Origin of the sequence: Hallella faecis (genome assembly GCF_018789675.1) — a bacterium.
Classification (GTDB): Bacteria; Bacteroidota; Bacteroidia; order Bacteroidales; family Bacteroidaceae; genus Prevotella; species Prevotella faecis.
Map to the genome: position 1 here is coordinate 1 of NZ_JAHKBE010000048.1, position 22,494 is coordinate 22,494.

The window sequence follows — 22,494 nt, forward strand, 5'->3', positions numbered from 1 at the left end:
ACAAACTTGTGTTGGATTAGCCTAAGCGGTTGTCTGAATATCGGGGGGTATTATATTTGTTCATCCTACCCATAAACTGACGGGCATAACTTGAAAGGCTTTCAACGTAGCGTCGCTGGCCTTCTGCATAAAGCGTGTCGAAAGCTAACGATGATTTGCCAGAGCCGGAAACACCAGTGATTGTGATGAACTTGTTGCGCGGAATGTTTAAACTTATGTTTTTCAGGTTGTTGACCCGCGCGCCCTTAACCTCTATGCAATTCTCTTCCATTCTAACGATTTGCGGTTTGGAAACACTATAATAATTAGGTAAATAGGAGATGGAGAAGGGCGCGAAATAGCCTGCTTCGACCTTTTATCTCTAACGAAACAGGCTATTTTCAACGTCGCTTAGCCCAAATACTTGATGAGCAGCTTCGAGTAACCACTCTCTCTGAGCTTGACGATGCTTTTCTCGCGAATCTGTCTGACACGTTCGCGCGTCAAACCAAGCTGGTCGCCAATCTCCTCAAGTCCTTTCTCATTGCAGCCAATGCCAAAACACTCGCGCACAATGGTAATCTCGCGATCCTTCAGCACATTGCGAAGAACAGTGTCGAGCTCGTGCGACATGCTCTCATAGTCGACATGCTTGTCAGCGCGACTGTCCTCGCCTGAAGCCAGCACATCGGCCATACTGTTGTCGTCGTCCTCCTGGAAAGGAGCGTCGATGCTCATGTGATGGTTGTCGGCCTTAATGGTTTGGTCGATCTTCGTTTCATCGATGTTGGTCAAATCTGACAACTCGTGAACCGACGGACGACGCTGGTTCTCTTGTTCAAACTTCGAAATCTCAGCGTTGATCTTCGACAGCGCACCAACCTGGTTGAGTGGCAACCTTACGATACGGCTCTGCTCGGCGATGGCCTGCAGAATACTCTGACGAATCCACCATACAGCGTATGAGATGAACTTGAATCCACGTGTCTCATCAAATTTTTCTGCAGCCTTAACCAGTCCGATGTTACCCTCATCGATGAGGTCGGTAAGACCAAGCCCCTGGTGTTGGTACTGCTTGGCTACGGAAACCACAAAGCGCAAATTGGCTTTAACCAGTTTGTCCTTAGCCCGTTCACCCTCACGTCCGCCTTTCTTGATCTTTTGTGCAAGCTCAATTTCTTCTTCCACTGTGATCATGGGCACTCGGCCAATCTCAACGAGATACTTGTCCAATGCTTCGCCAGCGCGATTGGTGATACTTTTCTGAATTTTAAGTTGACGCATGTTATTGTTTTAATTATTTCTAATGCCTAATTTTTACCCTGACGCCCCTTGCAATGATGAAGGGTTTACCTTTCCATTTATGGAAAAGGCGTGCAAAGATACCAATAATTAGGATATGCTGCAAATGGATTTCACGAAAAAGCATTTATTAACGAGTTTTTTTCTGAAAACTTGCGTAGTATGCTCATCTTGTTCACTTTATATCCCAAGAGAGCACAAACGATTATATCAAGACGATGTGTTTTTAGTGTTTGAGGCGATACAAACAACTAACAAATTCGACTAAAGACACCCAAGAGCTACAATCGCACATTTACTGTAAGCTTTTTTGGTTAAAAAGTTTGTCGGGCTTTTGAGATAATCTAGGAAGAAAATCTGCCATTTCAGAACATCCGAACGATGAAAGTGAGGCGATCCATTTACCGTTGGGCATGTTTCGGCTTACGGGAAGGCATGTTTCGCATTTCAATTAGGCAGCTATCGAGGTGCGATAAACCAACTATCGTGACTCGAAAGGTGGCTTTTCGTAGTGTGACTGACGCAATGTTGCTGCCGCTTACGGATATTATTCACCTAAACGTCTGTTAATAAGGTGATTACAAAATTCGTCCCACAATCGCGTATTTGCAGCCAATTATTCATTCGTTCAAAAAAACAGTGTAGATTTCACTATAGTTTGTATTAGTATTTGCATATGGTTTGCAGCCTTTATGAACCATGGTCTTTTACATGACATTACGAGTAAAGTGCTTCAATAAACAACGAATCTATAATGTAGATTATGATAAATAGATATAATAAACTTCAGTGTAAAGCCTCATAACAATACGTAGAATTAAAAAATATGGATGCAATGATCCAATTTATGAAAATTTGCCTATCTTTGCAATATGAATATAGAAAACTTCGCAGGCGAAAACCGCCACCATGGAAGAATTGAAGTGATATGCGGGTCAATGTTCTCGGGAAAAACCGAGGAATTGATTCGACGTTTGAAGCGTGCAAAATTTGCTAAGCAGAACATTGCCATATTTAAGCCCAAATTGGACAACCGCTATTCAGACGTTGATGTTGTCAGTCATGACCACAACAGTTTCCATTCAACGCCAATCGACAACTGTGCAGACATTTTGAAACTGTCCGCAGGATATGACGTGGTTGGCATTGATGAGGCGCAGTTTTTTGACGACAAGCTCTCTTATGTTTGTAACACATTAGCTTTCAGAGGAATACGTGTTATTATTGCAGGACTCGATATGGATTTCCGCGGTGAGCCTTTTGGTCCTATGCCGTCTTTGTTGGCTATTGCCGACGAGGTAACAAAGGTGCACGCCATCTGTGTGAAATGCGGTGCCTTGGCCTATGCAAGCCATCGCCTTGTGCGCAACGACAAGCAAGTGATGCTTGGCGAAAAAATGGAATATGAGCCGCTTTGCCGCAATTGTTTCCAAAAGGCCATTGAGGAAGACAAACGTAATGCCTTGTCGAAAGATCTCTTTGAGGATAACAACTTATAAAGATTTCAAACTGTAAAACAACAACAGGTTTATGGCTAAAGTGATAACATTCGACAGATTTGTACGCATGGCTGGTATCGGCCTCTTGATAGCAGCCATCTTCTGTTTAATCAACTATCTGAGCAGTGTGTTGATTCCGTTTTTTGTGGCTTGGTTGCTCGCATACTTACTTTATCCCATAGTGAAGTTTGTGGAGAACAAGCTTCATGTTCGCATTCGCGCTTTGTCGATTATCATCACAATGATATTTGTTGTGTCAGTGGTGTCGCTCATAGTTTACCTTATCATCCCACCGATGATCGACCAGTTCCAAAAACTTTATGTCATATTAAGCCATTGGGTACACGAGACAACACACACCAACTCCATTTCCGAATGGCTGTCACAGGTTCTCACAGAAAACCATCAACGTATAGAAGCATTCTTCAAAAGTCCCGATTTCACTGCCACGTTGAAGAGCACTGCACCGAAATTTTTCAATGTGCTAAGCCAAACGGCAAGCATCATTCTGAGTATTGTGGCTTCACTTATCACCTTATTATATATGTTCTTCATTCTCATGGACTATGAGTATCTTACGGCCAATTGGATACGCATCTTCCCTCCCAAGGTACGTCCGTTTTGGAATGAGTTGATGAACGATGTGGAGCGCGAATTGAATAATTACATTCGAGGTCAGAGCGCCGTAGCCGCCTGTATGGGTGTGATGTTCTGTGTAGGATTCTCCCTACTCGATTTCCCCATGGCTATAGGCCTTGGCATCTTAATTGGTATCATGGATTTAGTGCCCTATCTGCACACTTTTGCCCTGATTCCCACAGCTTTTCTTGCTATGCTCAAGGCGGCCGACACAGGTCAGAACTTTTGGGTAATATTCGGATTGGCCGTTGGCTTGTTTGCCGTGGTGCAAATTATTACTGACATGATTGTAACCCCAAAGATTATGGGCAAGGCTATGGGGCTCAACCCTGCTGTGTTGCTCTTGTCTTTGTCGGTCTGGGGCACTATCTTAGGTTTCATCGGTCTCATCGTAGCCCTCCCCCTAACCACCATCATCATTGCCTATTGGCAGCGATATGTAACTCGCGAGGGTGATAGGCCCATGCATTTGGCACGGAAAGAAGAAAACAAATCTCACCCCACCCCAACAGTGCAACAACAAGATAAGGCCTAATAATAGGAAACGTCACAAATGATTGTGGCGTTTCCTATTATTAACTGGTGTTAATGCATGTAGGTGAAGTAAATGATGGCCAGGATGGCTATGATGGCCAACAGAGCGGCCGTCTTGAAAAGGCAACTGGTTACTTTCTTAACAACAATCAGCGCCACAACGGCTGCTATAAAAATAAAAATGTAAAGAGAAATGCCTGAAGTCATAACACGGCTTGTTTCTTTTGGGTAAATAATACTGTCTTGTTTAAAACAGTGACAGGAATGATTGAGGAATGGAAGTTTCAAACTCCATAGGCTTATGCGTTACCGGATGGTAGAAGCAGAGCACATAGGCGTGGAGGCACAAGCGACCAAGCGGATCATCTCCATTGCCATACTTCACATCGCCACACACAGGATGACCCATATCAGCTGCGTGAACACGTATTTGGTTTTTGCGTCCAGTCTCCAACTTAAACTCCACAAGCGAATATCCCTCTCGGCGGTCGAGCGTGTAGAAATGAGTAATGGCGTATTTGCCACCATTATCGACAGGACTGCTAAATGTAAAGAAAGCCCTATTGTCCTTCAACCAGTTTTCAATCGTTCCCTCGTTGTGTTCCATCTCACCAGAGAGCACGGCCACATATCGACGATCGAACACAGTGTTGTGCCAATCGCGCTCCAAAGATAATTCGGTTTGCTTGTCCTTTGCGTAAATCATCAAGCCGCTGGTGTCGCGATCCAAACGATGAACCACGTGGGCCTGACAATGCTGCTTGGTGCTACGGAAATAGTCGTCCAACACGGTTTTCACGTTAAGTGTGCTGTGCCCTGCCGCCATCGAAAGTATGCCAACGTTTTTCTCAACCACAACAATGTATTGGTCCTCATAAACCAACTTTACATAACGGCTGTGGAAAGCATTATTGCGTTTCGACTTGCTCACCGTAACTTTCATGCCGGGTAGCAAAGGATAATCAAACTTAGTGACGACTTTTCCATTCACTCGGATTCCCTGTCCATGAAGGATATCCTTGATTTTTGTACGGCTTAGCTTAAGATTTGCCAATAACCAATTGAGCAAGGGTGCCTCCTCGCTAACCACATATTTATCGTATTTATTTTGTGTTTCCATCTATATATTGTCTGTCATTCTTTGCGTTTCCAGATACGGGTAATCTTGTGACGAATGGCCAGCAAGTTGCAGATGCTCACCAACAAGAAAAGAGCAACGCCAAGCACTACGGCAGGCAGCACGTTACCCTTGTCGATATCGGGGAAGAGCGTCTCTATGAAACCCATGTAATAGTCTCTAATGAAATAAAGAATAGTCCAGGCCAACAACAACACGCCCACGTTCAGAAACATGGTGAGCAATTGGTAAGGTCGGGCCACATTGTTGGGGCTGTATCCGATCAACAAGAGGTTCTCGAGTTTCGATGAGTTCTTCTGCACAAGCAAGTAGATGCTCAGCATAAGAATGTAGAAACTGAGAATAGAAATCACCAAGCCCACCACCATGACCATCGACACCATCATACGCAGGAAATAAGTGGTTTTCTGGCTGTTGAGCTTGTCGTTTTCAATCTCGATGCCTTTTTTCTCCGTATACTGAGAGAACTTTTCGTTGGCTGGATTATCGATCTGCAAGATAAGGCGGGTTGGATCGGAGTGCTCATTGGGTGCATAATATTGGTTGCTCCAATCCATGAAAGCCTGCGGGACTAAGAGAGTGTTAAGGCGACTTGAGAAGCCGATCACTTTTCCTTTGTATTCATCCTTATGGCCATTTCCTTGCACAAAGATCTTGAGGTCAATCATACCCACGAGACCATCACTGATTCGGGGCAATGAATGGCTTTGCGCAAAGCCAAAATTGTACATGGCAATGTAGCTGCGTGGCAAAATGACAGGAACCTCCTTAGAACCCTCTGAATATTTCCACAGAGAAAGGGGAACATCAACAAAGCTATCAGGAATACTCTCGAAGAACAATTCGGAGTTGAGTACGCTGGTGCCATTAACTCCCATGTTGCCCGACACCTTGTACTCTGTAGTAGTAAAAGCCCCAACCTTTGTGGCAAAGGGCTGGTTGCGAAGGTCCTCGATTTCCGACGATTCGAATGCGTTGGAGCGACCCGACAAGGTGCTACCCATGCCTATCTTCTTACTGACAATAACATAGTCGGCCTTCATGAACGAGTCTTCGGATGTGAAGACAGGCAACACGTCCTTGTAAAACTGAAAACCCAACAAAACGATAAGCATACCAAAAAGGTTGGCGAAGAAAAAGCCTACAAATTGAGGTATGCTGATGTGCTGGCGTAATAACTTCCAAACCAAATTCATAGCATCAACGTTTTTTCGTAATCCAACTTCATATGCTTACCAATACTCGTAACTATTACTCCTGCGCCCTGCGCCTTTGCCTCGGCCATCATAATGTCGCCCATGATTTGGGAGTTGTGGTCGTCAAGGTGTGAGATAGGCTCATCAACAAGGATAAAGTCGAATGGTTGTACCAAGGCGCGTATCATGGCCACGCGTTGTTGTTGACCAAACGACATGCGTCCAATCTTGGCGTCGAGCTTGTCGCCTATACCCAACATGTCGAACCATTGTACGATTTGCTTGTCGGTCTTAAACCCTGTAAGGTCATTTTTGATCTTAACATTCTCCATAGCTGTCAACTCTGGAAAGAGTCGCAACTCTTGGAAAAGATGACTGATATGCTTTTGGCGTATGTTTACCCAATTGTTGACATTAAATGTGCGAACATCTTTTTGGTCGAAAACAACTTGTCCAGTGTAATCATGTCGATATCCAATCACATAACTGCAAAAGGTACTTTTGCCTTTTCCCGAGGCTGCTTCGACCAAATAAAGGTGCCCTTTCTCAAAGCAGATGTCTTTCTTCCACACGTCAGACTGCAGGTCGCTGACTTGTTCGAAAACGTGTGGCAAGACATTGTTAAGTTTTATACTATTCATAGTCTTACTTTTTAACCCTCTCCGCCGCAGTGCCTTGAAAAAGCTTTGGTGTTGCGCCGCGAGTGTTACCCTATCCTATTTTTATTTATAATGATATACGCTCTACTCAGTGAAGAACAAGTTTAATATTACCATCAGATTCTCTTCTAACATGCACAAATGGTTCAATTCACTTTCAAAGTGTAAACAAGCGTGTTCACATTGCCAAACAACGGTTTTAGAAATGTGGTGACGCCTGTACCTTTGTCGATGGAAGAGATGTTGGCCACCAATGCCATCTTCTGTCCCTTAAGTTTTTTCTGTATGACGGGGGAAATGGGATTGGCTGCCGCATGAATGCTCTGTAAGGCCACCTGTTCGCTAACGCCACTCATGTATTGCCAATCGTTGGTAACACCAAAATAGTACGACGTTTTACCGTCGCGATAGTAATAGCATTCGCGCCCCCACTCGCCTATTTGTCCACCAGATGGAACGCTTTGTTTCCAATAGTCAACGTCTGCAAGCCAATCAGCGTTTTTCAATTTGGCGGCCATCATAAGTTGGAAAGACGATTGGCCCAATGAGGGCGTTATGATTGCCATGTCACCGTCCACACTCTTAATGATGCTGTTCATGTCAATGGCTGTGTTGATACCTGAGAGCATGGCTTGTATGCCACGGTTGTCAGTCATGAGTTTGATAAACTGACCACCGTCGACATTCACAAACAGGCCTGCCGCATCATGGCTCGACATAGATGCCACATACTTGCCTTGAATAGGGCGGTAAGTGGCTTGCGCTTTTTGCAGTGCGTCGTTAATGCGTTTGACAAACGAGAAAGTTTGTCCGTTAATCCACAAGCAACCATCCTTAACCTCCATGTCGGCTGCGATGAGCACCTGAGAAGGGTCGGTACCCTTGGGAGCACCAAGTGTGAAAGGCGCAACAAGATATTCGGGCAAGGCCTTGGCTTGGCAAACCATCGCCATAGGAGCGTCGATGGAGTCGAGCTTGTCGTACATGGGGGTTCCCACAATACCATCGTCCTCCTTAGCCTTTAGGTATCTGGCCATGAGTTGCATCATCTCTGGTTGGGCTGCAGGCACCACAGGTCCCATCAATAAGGTCGACTGGTCTGAGAAACCAATGATCCAAAGGTTGGGCAATATGGCAAAATGGAAATCTTGTCGTTCCAGAACGGTTAATCCCATTTTCTGCAACATCTCTCCTAGTTGTTTCGTGTTGTCGGTCTTAGCACAAACGCCAAGATTGCCTTGGGCATCTTCGAACAACATGACGGGTTTCGAGACATCTATACCCGTATTGTTCAGGTTGGAGACGTGCAGAAACGCCTTAAATAAGGTTTGGCTACCTGCACCACTCATTTTAGCGGTGTTCATGGATATGAGCATGCTACTCTCTGCCGGGATGGCGTTGAGATAATCGTTGTTGGAGCAGGAGCTCATGAGCCCCATCCACACCAATGCAATCAGATAAACTATTTTTTTCATTCTTTTCTCTTGGTAATTTGAGCCATCGTCACGGCCATTAAACCAGCAGTTTCGGTACGTAACCTACTGTTGCCTAATGATATGGAGCGGTAGCCTCGGGTTAAAGCCAACTTAACTTCGTCGGCAGAGAAATCGCCTTCAGGACCAACCAACACGGTAACATCCTCATCAACATCCAATTGTTGTAGCTCGCGGAAGAGATCATCGCGCTTAAATTCCTGATAGCAATGGGCTATGAACTTTGTGCCTTGGCGGGAGGTGTTGATGAATGATGTGAAATCGGTCATTTCATTAACAACGGGCTTCCAAGCTTTTCGGCTTTGTTTCATGGCCGACACAACAATCTTTTCAATTCGGTCAATCCTAATTTGTTGTCGTTCAGAGAACTTACAGTTGAGGAAAGAAATTTCGTCGACTCCCACTTCGGTAGCCTTCTCCACCATCCACTCTATGCGGTCCATCATCTTTGTGGGAGCTATGGCAAGATGGATGCGTCCCCTCCAAGTTTTCTCTTGCGGAAGGGTTTCACGAATATGGTAGAAGCATTTCTTGTTTGTTGTCATGCCGACTTCAGCATGATAGAATACCCCTTGGCCATCCATCAAGTACATCTCGTCGCCCGTCCTCATGCGCAAAACCCTCAAGGCATGGGTGGCCTCTTCTGTAGGTAGCTCTTGCACCTTACCAGCCTCTGGCACATAGAAAAATCTAATTTCCTTCATGGTCATTCATTGAATTATCCTTGTTACTATTGCGCAATTTGTTTCGCTTGTTAATCTCATCACGCAAGTAGCTAGCCGCCTCATAATCCTCGTTGTTTATGGCCCTTTGCAAGGCAGCGTCAAGCATCTTGTCAGTAATGGTGTTCAATGGCAGCGAAACACCCTTACTATTACGGCTGAACGGAGTGCTTTGTTTAAGGAAAAGGGTCTTGTCGATAGTGACAGTCACCTTTCCCTTACTGATTAGCGACAACAGTATGGCGTCGCAAGCATATATGGGAAGCTCAGCGAAGTTGTCTTTGTCGATAAGCACTGCGCCATATTGCCCATTCTTGACGCTGTCGATAAAAGCCTCCATGCGGTTCCCCACTTGGCTTTCAACCAGTTTCCATAGCACTTCTGGCAACATCTTGGCAGTAGATACCGCATTGGTCATACGCTTCTTAAAGGCTTCGAACAACGACTTCTCGCACGGAACAGCCAATTGCCTTTCGCATTTTTCGTCTACCAATACGAGCAAGCCAATGTCGTCTACGCCTTGTATCTCCGATACGCTCTTAAATGTAAGTGCTATCTTTGTCATGGATTAATTGACTTTTTGCTTTTTGGGGCGGAAAATCAGCGCAAACGACACGCCCACCAGCAGTGCATAGCCTGCAAAGACAAACCAGCACGATTGCCAATCACCAACGGTCAGCACGTCGCCATCCAATGGCATGGCAAACGTGTAATGGTTTATGACTGCTTGGGCTGCTATGGTTCCGATGGTTGCACCCACTCCATTTGTCATCAGCATGAACAATCCTTGGGCTGACGAGCGGATGCCTGAATCGGTGCTTTGGTCGACAAACAACGAACCTGAGATATTGAAGAAATCGAAGGCTACACCATAAACCACCATTGAAAGCACAAAGAGCAGTACGCCAGGCATTCCAGGATTACCAAATCCGAACAGGCCGAAGCGCAACACCCAAGCACACATAGCAATCAACATCACATTCTTGATGCCATAACGCTTCATGAAGAATGGTATGAGAAGAATGCAGCAAGTCTCGCTAACCTGCGACAAGGAAATGAGGATATTGGCATGTTGTACACCAAACGAGTTGGCATACTCCGGAATAGCTTTGAAACTAAAAAGGAAAGGGTTGGCAAAACTATTAGTAATCTGTAGGCTTACACCCAACAACATGGAGAAGATGAAGAAGATAGCCATTCGCTTTTGTCTAAACAAGGCAAACGCGCGTAACCCCAACGCATCAACCAAACTTTTTTGCTCCGTTTTGTCGCTGATGTTGCAATGTGGCAACGAGAAAGTGTAGAGGAACAATATAATACTGATAGCTCCTGATGTCACAAACTGATATTGGTTAGACTGGAAGCCCATCAAGTCAACAAACCACATAGTGACGATAAAGCCAATGGTTCCGAAAACTCGAATCGGGGGAAAGTCTTTCACTGTATCCATACCTACTTGGCTCAATGCCGAATAGGCCACCGAGTTGGTCAAGGCCAATGTGGGCATGTAGAAAGCCACGGAGACGGTGTACAGAGAGAAGATGGTGGAGAAAGCTACGTGGTCTCCGGCTGTAGCTCCATAATAAGCGGTGGCAAACATAAAGACGCCTGCCAACAGGTGGCAATAGCCCAACAGTCTTTGGGCAGGAATCCACCGGTCGGCCACAATTCCCATCAAAGCGGGCATAAATATCGACACGACACCTTGCATGGAATAGAACCATCCAATTTCGGAGGCGATTCCAATATTACCCAAATAGCGACCCATAGAGGTCAGGTAAGCTCCCCACACTGCAAATTGCAGGAAGTTCATCAGCGACAAGCGTACTTTCAGATTCATATTATTCTTTTTATATTTTTGTTGCAAAGATAGCAATTTTGCGGGAATATTGATGAGAACGAGCCCTAAAAATGCCTTTCACCTAAAAGTCCTACTAAGTTTAAGAAAACTTCTAACTGACGTCATGCAAAAGCGTATGTTACAACGAGGGCAAAATAGCTAAAGACAAGCAAGACCTACACTTTTTATTTGGTGTTAAAGCCGCGTCCATCCCAATGAAGATCTATGGGGTTCATAACAGACGAAAGTTTTCTTTGGTCATCGGCCTTCAGCAACGGCAGTGATAGTTTCACATGTAGTACATTGTCAGCTATCGACAGTTTAGCGCTCAACATGATGGGATCTATCATGGCGCACAATTCGTCGTAGCGCGCCTTGCTCATTATATCGGGACGTTGTGTCAATCGGCTTGCCAACTCATAGTAATCGCCACCTTCGAACGCTTTAGGCACGATGATGCTTTGCCATTCTTGGGTGAAAAATTTCACGTTGCTTTCCTCTGCAGGTCCCTTCCACGTCGTCACCACGCACAACAATGAATCCTCACCTTCACACGGAAGTCGTTTCAATTCCATAGTAACCGATTCGTTAAGCGTCAGATGAATGTAGTCGGCAGTTATGGTGTCCATCTCACTTTTTCCGCCCAACGAATGGTTCACATCGCCTTTCAGCCCCATTTTGATGAAGTCGGTCATTTCCAAGCGATGGGTACGGTCGATGTATGGGATGACCGAATCAGGAATACTGCTCCAAATCTCCACCATCGATTTTGCCATCGACGACAAAGAAACAAGTAAGGTTATTGCCGTAAAAATCAGACGTTTAATCATAATTGGTTGGTTTTAAATTTAAATGGTCCAAAACGCAGTTGGTCGGACCAATGGCCATTTCGGGGAGCAACAAACACGGTAAACAATCGGCCTATTCCCAAAGGTGACTGGCCGCCTGCGTAAAAGCGTGTGCCATCTTCCTCGTAATCGAGCGAAATGGCGTGCTTCTTGCTCAGGTTTTTAGCAATGGAGTCGAGTTCTGTCTTGGCCATCCATTTGCTTTTATGATCTTTATAAAAGCGTGCTTCGCACAATTGACCATTGCGAAACCGAAACGTCACCTTGTTCCAGCGGAAACCTTCAAACGACTTGTTATTATAAACTATCTCGTCGGAGGTGGCATGCGCAGGATGGCCAAATGTCTCCACAATGCGAGCAGTGGCCTCCTCGTAGGTAGAGCCAAACTGCACGTTTCCTATTCCTTGAGCATTGGAAACCGATGCAAAAGCAAGGCTTAGAACGATCAGAAATGTTCTGAAAGAGAAATTCATCTGTTATTTTTATTTGAAATACAAAGTTACTGCATTTGCTCGATAAACAAGCATCTTTTAGGTTTTGTTTAACAAGATACGCTCAAAATTATAGATAGAATATGAAAAATATGTGATTTCATCGGCAGAATACGATTGTTTTTTTGTAAGTTTGCAATGTATTAACGTTTTGTTTGCAACAGAATACGATTAGGAAACACCCATACGCTTATGTCCAAGCCCTTAACCATCTACAAAGCAAGCGCCGGAAGTGGCAAGACTTTTACCCTTGCGGTGGAATACATCAAGTTGCTCATTCGAGACCCGCAAAACTTTCGTTACACCTTGGCCGTAACCTTTACCAACAAGGCTACGGAAGAGATGAAGACCCGCATCCTCGGCAAGCTATACGGCATTGCCAACAGTTTGCCTGACGCCGACGACTACATGGAACAAGTGAGCAAGGCTTTTCCAGAAAAGAACGAGCGCTTTATACGTTCTACCGCCGAGGAGGCCTTACAGTTGCTCATCCACAACTACCATTACTTCCGCGTGGAAACTATAGATAGTTTCTTCCAGAGTGTGCTCCGCAATCTTGCCCATGAGTTGGGCCTTGCGGCCAACATGAACGTTGGCCTGAACAACCGGGAAGTGGAAAACGAGGCTGTCGACAACATTATTGCTAACATCCAACACGACAACGACCCCTTGCTCAATTGGATCATGGGCTTTATCAAGGAGAAGATACAAGACAATAAGAGTTGGAACGTCATAGGCCCAATCAAGGAGTTCGGACTGTCAATCTTCCAGGAATTCTACATGACCCACCAAGATCGTATGCGCCAATTGATGGACGACCCCGAATACTTCAAAATCTACAAGGAGGGCTTGAAGCGTAAACGTAGCGAAGCATTAAAGACCATGTCCGACTTTGCCAAACGCTACCATGAGATTTTTGAGGATGAGGAGTTGACCAACAAATGTTTCTATAGATCCAGCCAGAGCGCATCGGCTTATTTCAAGCGGTTGGAGAATGGAGGCTTCCTAGACGGGAAAGGCCCCAACAGCTACGTTGCACCCGCGCTCAACGATGCGTCGGCCTTAGTTGGAAAAGCGGCCGACGATCATCAAGCTTATGCTATCGAACAACGTATTGTGCCTCTGTTGAGAGAGGCTGAGGCGCAACGCGTTGAGTGCCTGGTAACCGTCAACTCGGTCGACCTCACATTACGCAATATCAATGAGTTGCAGTTGTTGGGACGTATTGAGCAAGAGGTAAACGCCATCAACGAGGCCACCAACAATTTTCTACTGAGCAACACCCAGCAGTTACTCCACAATCTTATCGACGGACAGGATTCGCCTTTTATCTATGAGAAAATTGGTGGACAGGTGCGCTACATTATGATTGACGAGTTTCAGGACACGAGCATGGTGCAATGGCAAAACTTCAAGGTGCTGCTTGACGACTGCATGGCTCACGATAATGGCAGTCTGATTGTGGGCGATGTCAAGCAGAGCATCTATCGATGGCGCAATGGTGACTGGCGTCTGCTGCAACAGTTGAGTGAGAAAAATACAGAAGTCATTGGCGTGAAGTCGCTGGAAGTTAATTACCGCTCGCAACGTAACATCATCGAGTTTAACAATGCTTTCTTCCAAACGGCTGCATCGATAACAAGCGACCAAGCCATCGAGGAACTCGACGCACAAGGGGCTGAGGCCACAACAAAGGCTGAAGCCGCCGACATAAAGAATGCATACAACGATGTCGTGCAGAAGGTGCCCCCAAAACGCGAAAATGCAGGATTGGTCGACATCCGCCTTTTACCGACAGACGACTACGACGAGCAGATGATACTTCAAGTGAAGGAAATAGTGGAGCAACTCATGGAACAGGGAACCCCACCGGGCAAGATAGCTATCCTTGCGCGCAAGAACAAGATTATTAGCCGGTTGGCCGAATGGTTTCAGCAAAACCCTATCATGGTCAATGGGCAGGAAGTGATGGCTCCAATGGTTTCCGATGAGGCATTTCGTCTCGATGCGTCGCTCGCCGTAAACACCATTGTCACGGCCATGTACGTGTTGGTCAACCCCACCGACATGTTGGCCATGGCCTCATTGGTCAAAGCCTACCGCAAGGTCTGCCTCGGTAATGAGGAAGCTACCGACACGGAATTATTTGTAGGCACCGACAACTTGCGCACCTTATTACCCACCGACATGGTCGACCATTGGGATGAGTTCTTGTCGATGCCCATCATAGACTTGGCAGAACGTCTGTACCAAACGTTCAATCTCGCTCGAATTGAAGGACAGAGCGCTTACATGTGCGCATTTTTCGACCAACTGTCTAAGTATCTTCAACGCCATGTGGCGAGCATCAGCGATTTTCTAACCGAGTGGGATAACATACTGTGTGCAAAGACGATACATAGCGATGAAAAGAATGGCATTCGCCTTTTGACAATCCACAAGAGTAAGGGATTGGAGTTCGACCATGTTATCTTGCCGTGGTGCGACTGGGACTTGGAGAAGAACGATGACACACTGTGGGTGGAGCCGCAGGTGGAGCCATACAATGACCTGCCGATTGCTCCCATTAGTTTATCGAAGATTAAATTACTCAGTTCGATATACAAGAACGACTATCAAAGCGAGCATATCAAGAACATCGTCGACAACCTCAACGTGCTCTATGTAGCCTTTACCCGTGCCTCGCGCAACCTCTTCATATTAGGAAGGAAAGAAAAGCCTCAATATCCATCGCAACTTATAGCCGACGTGCTACAAAAGTTGGGCAACGAGCTCTCGAGCCAGAGCGAGTTGCTACAAGCCGATAATCAGTTGAACGACGACAGCAACACAGGCGTTTGGCATTTCAGGTATGGCGAGTTCTGCCCAACGTCGACCAAGGCCGATACCGAAAGCGCCAATGTGTTTGAGCAAAAAGACGAGGGCTTGAAAATCGACATTCGCAATTACGACTCACGCGCCCATTTCGTACAAAGCTACGATAGCAGCAATTTTCTCTTGACCGAAGAGGAGCGAGAGCTACGCAACGACCGCCGCACATACATCGACACGGGAAACATCCTGCACACGTTGTTCGCTTCGATCTATACCCTTGACGATTTGGACAAGGCCATCAACCAATTGGAGTTTGACGGCGTGCTCTACGATAAGGCGCTCACCCGCGCCGAACTGCGCAGTACCATAGCCAACCGCTTGCAGTCGCCCGAAGTGCGCCAATGGTTTGATCCGCACTGGAAGGTGTTTAACGAGTGCACCATTCTCACCTACGATGACGAGACACAAACCTTGGTGGAGAAACGCCCCGACCGTGTGGTTTACGATGGGCAACAAATGGTGGTCATCGACTTTAAGACGGGCGCCGAACGTCCCGAACACCAACGGCAGGTCAACGAATACATGACCTTATTGCGTCACATGGGTTATCCTCATGTGAGCGGCTATCTTTGGTACATCCTCACCAATCATGTCTTACCCGTAAAATAATCCGATCATGACATTCTTACAATATGTAGCTAAAGACCTTTTGGCCAAACACGGCAACGAGTTGGCCGACGTGGCTGTTGTGTTCCCCAACAAGCGTGCGTCAATCTTCCTCAACAAAGCCCTATATGAGGAAGCTGGCCACCCTGTGTGGAGTCCTGCTTACCTCACCATCAGTGACCTCTTTCGCAACCATTCTGACCTACAGGTGCCCGACAACATCTTGCTGACGTTCAAACTCTATAACGTATATTGTGATTTGCTGCAAACCGACGAGACTCTCGATCATTTCTACTCGTGGGGCCAGTTGTTGCTTTCCGACTTCGACGACCTCGACAAAAATTTGGGCGACGCCACCCACATCTTTTCCAATCTGGAGGCGCTGAAGAACATGGACGATTTCTCGTTTCTTTCCGACCAACAGCGGGCCAGCATAGAGGCTTTCTTCGGACATGTTGTTGCCGATACAGTCTTGCAAAATCAGTTTCGTAAGATATGGGAACATTTGGCCGATATATATCACCTATATAAAAAGGTGTTGCGCCAAGAGCATCTGGCTTACGAGGGCATGCTCTATCGCGATGTGGCTGAGAGTAAAGAGACCCCGTTCCGCTACAAGCATTATGTCTTTGTGGGCTTCAATCTGCTGCAGAAGGTTGAGCAAAAGTTGTTTGCCCGCCTCAAAGACCTAGGACGAGCCGAGTTTTATTGGGATTTCGACAAGTATTACATGCCGCCATCGCATCAGGAGGCGGGGCGATACATATCGCGCTATCTTGACAAGTTCCCTAACGAGTTGTCTGCCGAGCGTGCCTCGGAAGGCATCGACCCTGACGACATCTATAACAATCTCTCGAAACGCAAAGACGTGGCTTACATCTCCGCCCCCACAGAGAACATCCAAGCGCGATACGTAAGCCATTGGTTGAAAGAGAAAGACCGTTACCGCGATGGAAGCCGCACGGCTATCGTCTTATCCGATGAGAGCTTGCTGCAAACCGTTGTCCACTGTCTCCCGAAGGAGGTGCGCAACGTAAACATCACTACAGGTTTCCCCCTGTCGGCCTCCCCCATCAGCACCTTTGTCGCATTCCTTATCGACCTGCAGTTGCACGGCAAACTCGAGGGTGGCGAGCGCTTCCGCCTAAAGCAAATAAACCAAGTGCTGCGCCATTCCTACGCCAAGTACGTGTCGGCCGACTGCCTGTCGCTTTGCAATGAGATCAACGAGCACAAGCAGTATTACCCCCAACGCTCGTTTCTCATAAAGGGACGCGATGAAGCGTTGCAAGAACTTTTTGAGAATGTTACCGAATGCGATGGCCAAGTTCCACTGCTCGCCTGGGTAGCTCGCATCCTCAAGCGTGTGGGAGTGGGCTCTGCACATACCGACGATCCGCTGATGCACGAGGCGGTGTTTCGCATGTATACGCTCATCAATCGCCTCGACACGATCATGGCACTCTCGCCCTTATCGGCTGACAACCTCTCTGGGCAAGGCGTTGACGCCACAGGCCGCCAAATTGTCAGCATAGCCATCCTGCAAAAACTCATGAGCCAACTGTTGCAAACGACCTCCATTCCTTTCCACGGCGAACCGGCTAAGGGTGTGCAGATTATGGGCGTGCTGGAAACGCGCAACCTCGACTTCGACCATGTACTGGTATTGTCGTGCAACGAGGGCAAACTGCCCAAGGGGGTCAACGACGCTTCGTTTATCCCCCACTCGCTTCGAGCTGCCTATGAACTGACCACGGTCGAGAACAAAGTGGCCATCTATGCCTATTATTTCTATTCACTTCTGCAACGGGCCAGCGACATTACGCTAACCTACAACAACGCTACCGACGATGGACAGAAGGGCGAGATGAGCCGCTTTATGCTTCAATTGATGGTGGAGAATGAGGGGCGCCATCTGCTGCGCCGCCTCACGCTACAATCCGGACAAAGCGCATCGCTAATTCTTCGTAACCGCATTGAAAAAGACGCTGTCGTACAGCAACGCCTCAATAGCTTATTGCGCCTTTCACCCACAGCCATCTATCGTTACTTACACTGTCCGCTACAGTTCTATTATCATACCGTTTGCAAACTCTACGAGGACGACAACGACGATGAGAACGAAATAGACAACATGACTTTCGGAAACATATTCCACCGAACGGCAGAACTCATTTATCGCAGCCTATCGCAGAACACCGACCGCATCATTACAGCCGACGAGATCAAGCGCTTATACGACAATAGTGATGCGCTCTACGAATTCATCGACAATGCCTTTCGCGAGAAACTTTTCAAAGTTGATGACCCGCGCTTTCTACCCAAATACAATGGCATACAACTGCTCAATCGTAAAGTCATCTACCTCTACATTCGTAGTCTTTTGGAAATCGACATGCGTACAGCGCCATTCTCCATTCTATCTTTGGAGGGTGACTTCTACGATGACCTGACGTTCACGGTTAATGGCCACGAATGTACCGTGCAAATAGGCGGACAGGTCGACAGACTCGACCGCATCGAGTGCAATGCGAGATACCTAAGGGTCGTCGACTATAAAACGGGCAGCCCCCTAACGTCGCTTCCTTCGTCGGTGGCCGACATCTTCGACTCGTCACTGGTGGAAACACGCCACACCGATTATTACTTGCAGGCCTTCCTCTACGCCTCGCTAATCCGTCATGGCGCCACAACGATGTCTCAAGTCAACCCCGCATGTCTGCCAGTGTCGCCCGCCTTGCTCTTCATACGCAATGCGCAGAAGTCAGACTATACGCCCATATTGCAGTTTGCAGGTGAGAAACGGGGAACTCGAGTGCCTATCAACGACATTGCTGATTATCACAATGAGTTTATCGATGCGCTTAAAAATCTTCTCTCAGAGATATTCAACCCCGACATGCCGTTCATCCCCACGCCACAATCAGAACGCTGCCTAACATGCCCTTATCATAAAATTTGTGGCGTTTAAGCAATTCTTGGCACATTCCTTGCTGCATAGAAAGGAAAATGATTAATTTTGCATTGCATTATAAAGAAAGGAATATAAGATTATGACCAGCCAATTTTCACCTAAAGTGTCAGAAATCCTTGCGTTTAGCAGGGAAGAGGCGAATCGCCTGGCCAGCAAGTCGGTTGGCCCTGAGCATTTGCTGCTTGGCATTCTCAGAGGAAAGAGCGGACCCGTAATAGATCTGTTTCGCAGATTGGAAATAAACATCCAAAAGCTTAAGGCGGAACTGGAACAACGCGTAAAAGAGGAAATAACTCAGGAAAACACCCACATAAGCGAAATCGCCTTGAACGAACAAGCCAACAATATTCTGAAGTTGGCAGTTCTTGAAGCTAGAATACAGCACACCCAACTTGTCGATGTGCAACACCTGCTGTTGGCTATCTTGCACGACCAAGTGGCCAACGGAGCCAAAGTGGCGCTCGAGAATAACCAACTCGACTACGAAACAGCTCTACAGATGTTACAGAAGAAGCCCACGGCCGATGGACTCGGACTGCCCGATGAGGATGAGGAATATGAAGACGACGCTATGGCCTCACAACACAATGCAGGCAATTCGCACCAATCGACAACCACAACCAAAAAGCAAGGTGCTACAAAGACTCCCGTGCTTGACAACTTCTCGACCGACCTTACGCAGGCGGCCCATGAGGGAAAGCTCGATCCTGTAGTGGGGCGTGAAAAGGAAATCCAACGTGTCACGGAGATTCTGTGCCGACGCAAGAAGAACAACCCCATACTCATCGGCGAACCCGGAGTGGGAAAGAGCGCTATCGTGGAAGGTCTAGCACAGCTCATCGACAAGCACATGACCTCACCGCTGCTGTTCAATAAACGAGTGGTGAGCCTCGACTTGACTGCCATCGTGGCAGGCACCAAATATCGCGGACAGTTTGAGGAGCGCATACGCGCCCTGCTAAAGGAACTGGAGGCCAACCCCGATGTTATTATCTTCATCGATGAGATTCACACCATCATTGGAGCTGGTTCCACGCCAGGCAGTATGGATGCGGCTAACATTATGAAGCCTGCTTTGGCTAGGGGCGCCATACAATGCATCGGAGCCACGACGCTCGACGAGTATCGAAACTCCATAGAGAAGGATGGAGCCCTTGAGCGCCGTTTCCAAAAGGTACTTGTGGAGCCAACAAACACCAACGAGACGCTCTGCATCTTACGCAACATCAAAGACCGCTATGAGGCACATCACCATGTGAACTATAGTGATGAGGCGTTGCAGGCATGTGTCAAGCTGACAGAACGTTATGTCACAGACCGTTTCTTCCCCGACAAGGCCATTGATGTGCTTGACGAGGTGGGCGCACGTACCCATTTGCTTCACACCGACGTTCCTGCAGAATTGACCGACAAGGAGAAGGAGATTAGTGAAGTTAAACACAAGAAGGAGTTGGCAGTGAGCAACCAAAACTTCGAGTTAGCAGCCAGTTTCCGCGACAAGCAGACGCAACTTGAACAGGAATATGCAGAGATGCAGCGCAAATGGCAGGAGGGCGACTCATCAACACGCCACCATGTCACTGACGTTGAGGTAGCCGACGTGGTGTCGATGATGACGGGCATTCCTGTGCAGCGTATGGCCGAGAGCGAAGGGGTGCGCCTGCGAAACATGGGTGGCCAACTGAAAAACGCGGTCATAGCTCAAGATGCGGCCATCGATAAGATGGTAAAGGCCATTCAGCGCAACCGTGTGGGGCTCAAGGAACCCAACCACCCCATAGGCGTATTTATGTTCCTCGGCCCCACGGGTGTGGGTAAGACTTATCTGGCCAAGAAACTGGCTGAGCAGATGTTTGGGTCGCGCGAGGCCCTGATACGCATCGACATGAGTGAATACACTGAGAGCTTCAATGTGTCACGACTCATAGGAGCACCCCCGGGATATGTGGGTTACGAGGAGGGCGGACAACTCACCGAGCAAGTGAGACGCCACCCCTACTCTATCGTACTGCTTGATGAGATTGAGAAGGCACATGGCAATGTGTTCAACATGCTGCTGCAGGTGCTCGACGAAGGTCGACTGACTGACGGAAACGGCCGATTGGTCGACTTCCGCAACACGATCATCATCATGACCTCCAATGCTGGAACACGCCAACTCAAGGAGTTTAGTCATGGCGTGGGATTCAACGCTGGCGGACTGTCGAGCACTTCGAATCTCAATGAAAAGGATAAGGTGTATGCGCGCTCCATCATCCAAAAGAGCCTGAGCAAGCAGTTTGCGCCTGAGTTCCTCAATCGTCTCGACGAGATTATCACCTTTGACCAGTTAGACCTGAGCGCTATAAAGCGCATCATCGACATAGAACTGCAGGATTTGTTCAAGCGTGTAAACGACCTCGGCTACCAGCTGGAGATCAGTGACGCGGCCAAGGAGTTTGTTGCCACAAAGGGCTACGACGTACAGTTTGGTGCACGTCCCCTGAAACGTGCCATGCAAACCTACATTGAGGACGGACTCTGCGAGCGAATCCTTTCGGGCGACCTAAACGGGGGAGCTACCATCCGAATCGACAAGGAAGATGACAACGAACAGCTTATCTTCAACGTAGTCAACTGAGTAAGCTCTTTTGAGCACGAAGGGATTGCGAAGCCCAACTAAGCCAGAATGACGATAATAATGTTGACTCACTACTGTCCCGTTAAAGTGGACTAATCGCTCTTTGAATTAATTGAAATACAGTCTATTAGGTGGTATTTTGGAATGAAACGGACTTGATTTCGTAACTTTGCAGTCAAATTCAAATGACTGTTATGTTCCAAGACAAATACGTTTTTGCCCAACTCACCGCTTTTTTGAACAGAACTCAGTTTAACAACTATGTTCGCAAGTATGACGGAAACCGCTATGTGAAGCATTTCACTTGTTGGAATCAGTTGCTTGCAATGATGTTTGGTCAACTGAGTAATCGAGAGAGTTTGCGAGATCTGATTGTTGCTTTTGAAGCACATAGAGCAAAGCAATACCATCTTGGATTAGGACGTAAGCCTATTGCGAAAACGACATTTGCTTCTGCCAATCAGAATCGTGACTACCGTATTTTTGAAGACTTTGCTTTCTATATGATGGAGCAAGCCAGGAAGAAACGTGTGACGGATATCTTCAAGTTGAAAGGCAATGTGTATGCTTTCGACTCAACGACAATTCCTTTGTGTTTGTCGGTCTTCTGGTGGGCAAAGTTCCGTAAGAAGAAGGGAGGAGTAAAAGCACATGTACTATATGACCTCGAAACTCAGGTTCCAGCTTTCTTCCACATCTCTACAGCATCAGTTTACGACTCAAAGGCAATGAAGGAAATTCCTTATGAATCAGGTTCTTACTATATTTTCGACCGTGGATACAATGCATTCAAGGAACTTTTCAAAGTACATCAGCATGAATCGTTCTTTGTTGTGCGAGCCAAGAAGAATCTGCAATACAAATGCTGTAAATAGAGGCGCAGGTTGCCAAAGAATATATTGACAGATGCTGTGATTGAATTCACTGAATACAATTCATACCGGAAGTATCCGGAGAAACTCAGACTCGTAAAATTCTATGATGAAGAACAAGGTAGGGAGTTTGCCTTCCTGACAAATGCTTTTCATTTAACCCAAATCGGTCATTAGGATTTCTCTGTGTCGTACGGCAAAGAGAAAT

At 46.9% G+C, this 22,494-nt stretch carries 17 protein-coding genes and 1 pseudogene; 6 read left to right on the forward strand and 12 right to left on the reverse strand.

Annotation, left to right across the window (positions count from 1 at the left end):
- Positions 1-55: 55 nt before the first annotated feature.
- Both KM934_RS10165 and KM934_RS10170 read right to left on the reverse strand, forming a co-directional pair.
- Positions 56-271, reverse strand: a pseudogene (locus KM934_RS10165) (hypothetical protein); the annotation flags it as partial.
- A 119-nt stretch (positions 272-390) separates the two neighbouring features.
- Positions 391-1,263 carry a sigma-70 family RNA polymerase sigma factor gene (locus KM934_RS10170; protein WP_215760496.1) on the reverse strand — a complete coding sequence of 291 codons (873 nt, stop codon included), beginning with the start codon at positions 1,261-1,263 and terminating at the stop codon, positions 391-393.
- A gap of 890 nt (positions 1,264-2,153) precedes the next feature.
- On the opposite strand from KM934_RS10170, the gene KM934_RS10175 reads away from it, so the two are divergent.
- Together KM934_RS10175 and KM934_RS10180 are read left to right on the forward strand one after the other, a co-directional pair.
- The gene (locus KM934_RS10175) at positions 2,154-2,780 is read left to right on the forward strand and encodes a thymidine kinase (protein ID WP_215760497.1); all 627 of its coding nucleotides are present in this window, start codon (positions 2,154-2,156) and stop codon (positions 2,778-2,780) included.
- A 31-nt stretch (positions 2,781-2,811) separates the two neighbouring features.
- Positions 2,812-3,954 (forward strand): AI-2E family transporter, encoded by a 1,143-nt coding sequence (locus KM934_RS10180; RefSeq protein WP_215760498.1) that lies wholly within the window; start codon positions 2,812-2,814, stop codon positions 3,952-3,954.
- 50 nt (positions 3,955-4,004) lie between these two features.
- On the opposite strand, the gene KM934_RS10185 is transcribed toward KM934_RS10180, so the two are convergent.
- The 10 genes from KM934_RS10185 to KM934_RS10230 form a co-directional block, all read right to left on the reverse strand.
- A complete protein-coding gene (locus tag KM934_RS10185) occupies positions 4,005-4,160 on the reverse strand; it encodes a hypothetical protein (RefSeq protein WP_215760499.1) in 156 nt (51 codons plus the stop codon).
- Between the two features lie 40 nt (positions 4,161-4,200).
- Positions 4,201-5,073, reverse strand: a complete 873-nt coding sequence (locus tag KM934_RS10190; RefSeq protein WP_215760500.1) for an RluA family pseudouridine synthase — start codon at positions 5,071-5,073, stop codon at positions 4,201-4,203.
- Between the two features lie 14 nt (positions 5,074-5,087).
- Positions 5,088-6,287: an ABC transporter permease gene (locus KM934_RS10195; RefSeq protein WP_215760501.1), complete on the reverse strand. Its 1,200-nt coding sequence runs from the start codon at positions 6,285-6,287 to the stop codon at positions 5,088-5,090.
- The gene (locus tag KM934_RS10200; RefSeq protein ID WP_215760502.1) at positions 6,284-6,928 is read right to left on the reverse strand and encodes an ATP-binding cassette domain-containing protein; all 645 of its coding nucleotides are present in this window, start codon (positions 6,926-6,928) and stop codon (positions 6,284-6,286) included. Before KM934_RS10200 ends, KM934_RS10195 begins: the two co-directional genes overlap by 4 nt.
- A gap of 164 nt (positions 6,929-7,092) precedes the next feature.
- Positions 7,093-8,421 (reverse strand): DUF4836 family protein, encoded by a 1,329-nt coding sequence (locus KM934_RS10205; protein WP_215760503.1) that lies wholly within the window; start codon positions 8,419-8,421, stop codon positions 7,093-7,095.
- Complete coding sequence (locus tag KM934_RS10210) at positions 8,418-9,143, reverse strand: 16S rRNA (uracil(1498)-N(3))-methyltransferase (RefSeq protein ID WP_215760508.1); 726 nt, start codon at positions 9,141-9,143, stop codon at positions 8,418-8,420. Before KM934_RS10210 ends, KM934_RS10205 begins: the two co-directional genes overlap by 4 nt.
- Complete coding sequence (locus KM934_RS10215; protein WP_215760504.1) at positions 9,130-9,726, reverse strand: UvrB/UvrC motif-containing protein; 597 nt, start codon at positions 9,724-9,726, stop codon at positions 9,130-9,132. The genes KM934_RS10210 and KM934_RS10215 overlap by 14 nt, the downstream gene beginning before the upstream one ends.
- 3 nt (positions 9,727-9,729) lie before the next feature.
- A complete protein-coding gene (locus KM934_RS10220; RefSeq protein WP_215760509.1) occupies positions 9,730-11,001 on the reverse strand; it encodes a nucleoside permease in 1,272 nt (423 codons plus the stop codon).
- Between the two features lie 185 nt (positions 11,002-11,186).
- A complete protein-coding gene (locus KM934_RS10225) occupies positions 11,187-11,831 on the reverse strand; it encodes a DUF3256 family protein (protein ID WP_252344966.1) in 645 nt (214 codons plus the stop codon).
- Entirely contained in the window at positions 11,828-12,322 is a 495-nt protein-coding gene (locus KM934_RS10230; RefSeq protein WP_215760505.1) for a hypothetical protein, read from the reverse strand. The genes KM934_RS10225 and KM934_RS10230 overlap by 4 nt, the downstream gene beginning before the upstream one ends.
- A gap of 210 nt (positions 12,323-12,532) precedes the next feature.
- Here KM934_RS10230 and KM934_RS10235 point away from each other — a divergent pair, with 210 nt between their 5' ends.
- The 4 genes from KM934_RS10235 (at position 12,533) to KM934_RS10250 (ending at position 22,289) form a co-directional block, all read left to right on the forward strand.
- On the forward strand, positions 12,533-15,823 hold the full coding sequence (locus KM934_RS10235; RefSeq protein ID WP_215760506.1) for a UvrD-helicase domain-containing protein: 3,291 nt from the start codon (positions 12,533-12,535) through the stop codon (positions 15,821-15,823).
- 7 nt (positions 15,824-15,830) lie between these two features.
- Positions 15,831-18,791: a PD-(D/E)XK nuclease family protein gene (locus KM934_RS10240; protein ID WP_252344967.1), complete on the forward strand. Its 2,961-nt coding sequence runs from the start codon at positions 15,831-15,833 to the stop codon at positions 18,789-18,791.
- Between the two features lie 82 nt (positions 18,792-18,873).
- Complete coding sequence (locus KM934_RS10245) at positions 18,874-21,414, forward strand: ATP-dependent Clp protease ATP-binding subunit (protein ID WP_215760507.1); 2,541 nt, start codon at positions 18,874-18,876, stop codon at positions 21,412-21,414.
- A gap of 194 nt (positions 21,415-21,608) precedes the next feature.
- A complete protein-coding gene (locus tag KM934_RS10250) occupies positions 21,609-22,289 on the forward strand; it encodes an IS4 family transposase (RefSeq protein ID WP_252344968.1) in 681 nt (226 codons plus the stop codon).
- The last annotated feature ends 205 nt before the right edge of the window (positions 22,290-22,494 follow it).